The organism is Actinomycetota bacterium (assembly GCA_036280995.1).
Lineage (GTDB): Bacteria > Actinomycetota > CALGFH01 > CALGFH01 > CALGFH01 > CALGFH01.
Map to the genome: position 1 here is coordinate 1 of DASUPQ010000696.1, position 4,462 is coordinate 4,462.

The 4,462-nt window shown below is 70.9% G+C and carries 3 protein-coding genes; all 3 read left to right on the top strand.

Features of this window, described 5'->3' with window-relative positions; all coding sequences use genetic code 11:
* Window positions 1-72: 72 nt before the first annotated feature.
* Window positions 73-819, top strand: coding sequence for an ABC transporter ATP-binding protein (locus tag VF468_23570; GenBank protein HEX5881269.1), 747 nt, complete (start codon window positions 73-75; stop codon window positions 817-819).
* Window positions 820-824: 5 nt separating this feature from the next.
* On the top strand, window positions 825-2,669 hold the full coding sequence (locus VF468_23575; protein ID HEX5881270.1) for an FtsX-like permease family protein: 1,845 nt from the start codon (window positions 825-827) through the stop codon (window positions 2,667-2,669).
* A gap of 163 nt (window positions 2,670-2,832) precedes the next feature.
* Window positions 2,833-4,462 (top strand): PEP/pyruvate-binding domain-containing protein (locus VF468_23580; GenBank protein HEX5881271.1); only part of this gene is annotated, 1,630 nt, incomplete at its 3' end.

Genomic DNA, 4,462 nt, shown 5'->3' on the forward strand with positions numbered 1-4,462 from the left:
GCTCCGGCTGCAGGCGGACCTGCGCTGGCTCGAGGCGTGCGAGAAGAACTGGACCTCCCGAAGGAGTGAATCGTGAGCGACGCCGCCGACACGTCCGTGCTTCGCGCTCGCGGGTTGCGAAAGGAGTACGGCAGGGGGGAAGGATTGGTGCGCGCCGTCGACGGGGTCGATCTCGACATCGGCGTGGGAGAGACGGTGGCGGTGATGGGGCCCAGCGGTTGCGGGAAGTCCACGCTGCTGCACCTGCTCGGAGGGCTGGACCGGCCCTCGGGTGGAGAGGTGTCGCTGAACGGCCGTCGCATCGACAACATCGGTGAGAAGGCCCTGGCCCGGATGCGGCGGACTGCCGTCGGCTTCGTCTTCCAGGCGTTCCACCTGATGGAGGAACTCACCGCCATCGAGAACGTCGAGCTGTCGGCGCTGCTGGCCGGACGCTCGCCGCGGGCGGCCAGACGGCGTGCGCAGGAGCTGCTGGAGCAGGTCGGGCTCACCGACCGGGCGCGTTTCCTGCCCTCGGCGCTGTCCGGTGGCCAGCGGCAGCGGGTCGCGATCGCCCGGGCGTTGAGCAACGAACCGTTGGTCGTCCTCGCCGACGAGCCCACCGGAAATCTGGACAGCGCCGCCACCCTGGACGTCCTCCAGCTCTTCGAGAGCCTGCACGAGTCCGGGCAGACGCTGGTCATCGTCACCCACGACGCGCGGATCGCGGCCACCGCAGACCGGATGATCTCGATGCGCGACGGCGCGTTCGTGGACGAGACCAGGTTGACCGGTGGCACCACCGGGCAGCTCGGCGCCCTCGTCGGGCTGGAGGACTGAGGGCGATGGGCCGCATCCTGCTCGTGGGCCGCCTTGCCGTGCGTGACCTCCGGCGGCGCCGCATCGAGGCCGCGCTTCTGCTGCTTGCCATCATGGCGGCGACGACGACGTTGACCCTCGGGCTCGTCCTGCGCGACGCGGCCAGCGACCCGTACCAGAGCACCCGGGAGGCGACCAACGGACCCGACGTGGTCGCCAGCGCCGGCCGGCCCGCCGAGCGTTCCGGCCTCGAGGAACTGGCCCGCGCTCCCGGCGTCATCGACCACAGCGGACCGTACCCGGTCACCCCGGCGGAACTTCAGGCATCCGGTCGAACGTCAGATGTGCAGGCCGTGGGGCGCGACGCCGCGCCCACCTCGGTCGACCAGCCGGAGCTGATCCAGGGCAGCTGGGTCAGCGATGGCGGCGTGGTGGTCGAGGCCGCCTTCGCCGACGCGCTCGATGTGCGCGTCGGTGATCCGGTCACCCTGGACGGCCGGTCGTTCGAGGTCGTCGGCGTTGCCGTCACCGCCGCCATGCCGCCCTACCCGGGGGCGTCCTGCATTGTCCCCCCGGGCTGCGCGAGCGGTGCGACTCCCGAGGAGCTATCCGAGCTTCCTCCGGGCCTGTTACAGAATCCAGGTCTGGTCTGGCTCACCCAGGCGGATGTGCGGAGCCTCACCCCGGATCCAGGCTCCCTGTCCTACGTGATGAACCTGAAGCTGGCCGACCCGGATGAGGCCCAGGCGTTCGTCGACGCAAACCCCCCGGAGAGCCTGGACGCTCCACGCCTGGCGTCCTGGGAGGAAATCCTCGAAGAGGCCACCGAGCTGGCCAGAGACGCCCAGATCCTTCTGCTGATTGGAGCCTGGCTGCTTGGCCTGCTCGCCGTGGCGAGCCTTTCGGTGCTGGTGGGCGGCCGGATGGCCGATCAGACCAGACGCGTCGGACTCCTGAAAGCAGTCGGCGGCACACCCAGCCTGGTCGCTGCCGTGCTGCTCGCGGAGTATGTCCTCGTGGCCATCGTCGCGGCCGCGGCCGGGTTGGCGGTCGGATCGCTGACCGCTCCGCTGCTTACCGAGTCCGGTGCCGGCCTCATCGGCAGCGCGGGCACGCCGTCGATGACCATGTCCACGGTCGGTGCGGTGACCGCCGTGGCACTCGGAGTCGCGGTGGTTGCGACCGTTGTTCCGGCCGTGCGCGCCGCCCGCTCCAGCACCGTCAACGCGCTGGCCGACTCGGCACGCCCAGCCCGCCGCATCGGTTGGCTGATCGCGATCTCGGCGCGACTGCCCGTCCCGCTGCTTCTCGCCTTGCGGGTCGCCGCCCGCCGGCCGCGACGGGTCGTGCTGGGTGTGGTCAGTATCGCGATCACGGTCAGCGGGATCTACGTCGCACTGGTACTCAACACCTTCCTCACCACCCAACCACCCGCCAGCGGATATGACGATGCCCAGGTGGAGCTGCTGGGCCAGGTGCTCCTTGTCGTGATGGTCGTACTGCTCTCCCTGGCGGCGGTCAACGCCATCTTCATCACCTGGGCGACGGTGCTCGACAACCGGCCTTCGTCGGCCCTGGCGCGCGCCCTCGGCGCAACCCCTCGTGACGTGGGTGCGGCACTGGCGGCCGCGCAGGTGCTCCCCGCACTCGTCGGCGCTGTCTTGGGCGCTTTCCCGGGAGGCTTCGCACTGTTCGCCGCCATCAACGCCATCACCGGCGGCGACAGCGACAGGGCCACGCTTCCGTCGCTCTGGCAGCTGCTCGCCGTGGTGGCGGGGACCGTGATCGTGGTGGCGGCGCTCACCGCTGTTCCCGCCCGGCTCGGCGGCCGCCGCCCCGTGACCGAGACCCTCCAAGCCGAACTTGCCTGATGCTCGGGACGACGGCGCCGAACGATCAGCCAACCAGACGACGTGGCAGGCCACGGCCAAGGCGCCTGGCGAGACGGTTGACGAGCATGGACGCGCCTACGAGATTGGGTGTCTGAGCGACGGCGCCGATGGCGGAAAGGGCAAAGGGAGACAGGCGATGGGTATGCGGCCGCGGATCGGTCCCCAGGGACGGGGCCGACCGCTCATCGTCGCTCTGGATCACGTCGACGCGGGCGCGTTGCCCCTTGTTGGCGGCAAGGCCGCCAACCTGGGCGAGCTCATCGCTGCGGGACTGCCGGTCCCGGCCGGGTTCTGCGTGACCACCGAGGCCTATCGGGACGTGGCCACTGCCGCAGAGCTCGCCGAGATCCTGGACCGGCTCGCCGCCACTCCGGCAGGGGACACCGGCGCGTTGGCGGATCTGGCGCGCCAGGCGCGCGAGCGGATCCTGGCCATGGCCATGCCCACCCTGGTCGCCGACGCGGTCGCGGCGGCCTACCTGGACCTCGGTGACGGGGTGCCGGTGGCGGTGCGGTCCTCCGCCACAGCGGAGGACCTACCGTTCGCCAGCTTCGCCGGCCAGCAGGACACCTATCTGAACATCGTGGGTGTCGAGGCCGTCCTCGATGCAGTCCACCGGTGCTGGGCGTCGCTGTGGACGGACCGGGCCGTGGTGTACCGGGTGACCAACGGCATCAACCACGCCACGGCGCGCCTGGCGGTGGTCGTCCAGCACTTGGTGGAGGCGGCCGTGGCTGGTGTCATGTTCACCGCCAACCCGGTGACCGGCCGGCGCCGGGAGGCGGTCATCGACGCGACGCCGGGGCTTGGCGAAGCCGTAGTCTCCGGTGTCGTCAACCCCGACCATTTCGTCGTCGATCTGGCAACCGGTGCGGTGCTCGAACGGCGCCTGGGCGACAAGCGCCTGGTGATCCGGGCCCGCCAAGGGGGCGGCACCGAACCGTCCACGCAGCCAGCCTCCCACACCTTCTGCCTGACCGACGAACAGATCCGGGCGCTGGCCGTACTCGGCACACAAGTGGAGGCCCACCATGGGGAGCCGCAGGACATCGAGTGGGCCATCGATCCGGCCGGCAGCCTCTGGCTGACCCAGGCTCGGCCGATCACCACGCTCTTCCCGCTGCCGGCCGCAGGGCTCGACGACTCCAACCTCCGGGTCTACTTCTGCTTCAGCCTTGCACAGGGTTTGCACCGGCCGCTGACGCCGATGGGCCTGTCAGCCATCCGGGTGATCGGCGCCTCGGTCGTGCGCCTGTACGGGGTGCGCTCGATCGACGCGATGGCCGGGCCGCCGGCAATCCGCGACGCCGCCGGCCGCCTCTTTCTCGACATCACGCCGATCATGCGCAGCGCCGTCGGGCGGGCCCTGTTCCCGCGAATCCTTGACGTGATGGAGGCGCGCTCGGCCGCGGTGCTGCGCAGCCTGTTCGACGATGCTCGACTGTCGGTGATGCACCGGTCCTGGTGGCCGTTCGTCGGCCGCATCGGGCGCCTCGCGGTGCGCCATGGGGTACCACTCCTGGCCGCGCAGGCGCTGGCCCGCCCGCCGGCCGCCCGGCGCCGGCTTGCGCGCATCAACATGAAGCTGGAGCGGCGCATGACCCCACCGGATTCGGCCCCCGCCGAGCAGCGGCTGGACTTTGCCGTGAGGATCCTCGGCGACACGACAGCGCCACTCGTCCCGCGGGTACTGCCGGCGGCAGCCGCCGGGTTTGCGATGCTGGGCCTGGCAGGTAGGCTCCTTGGCGCCGATGCCCGGCCGGGTGAGCTTG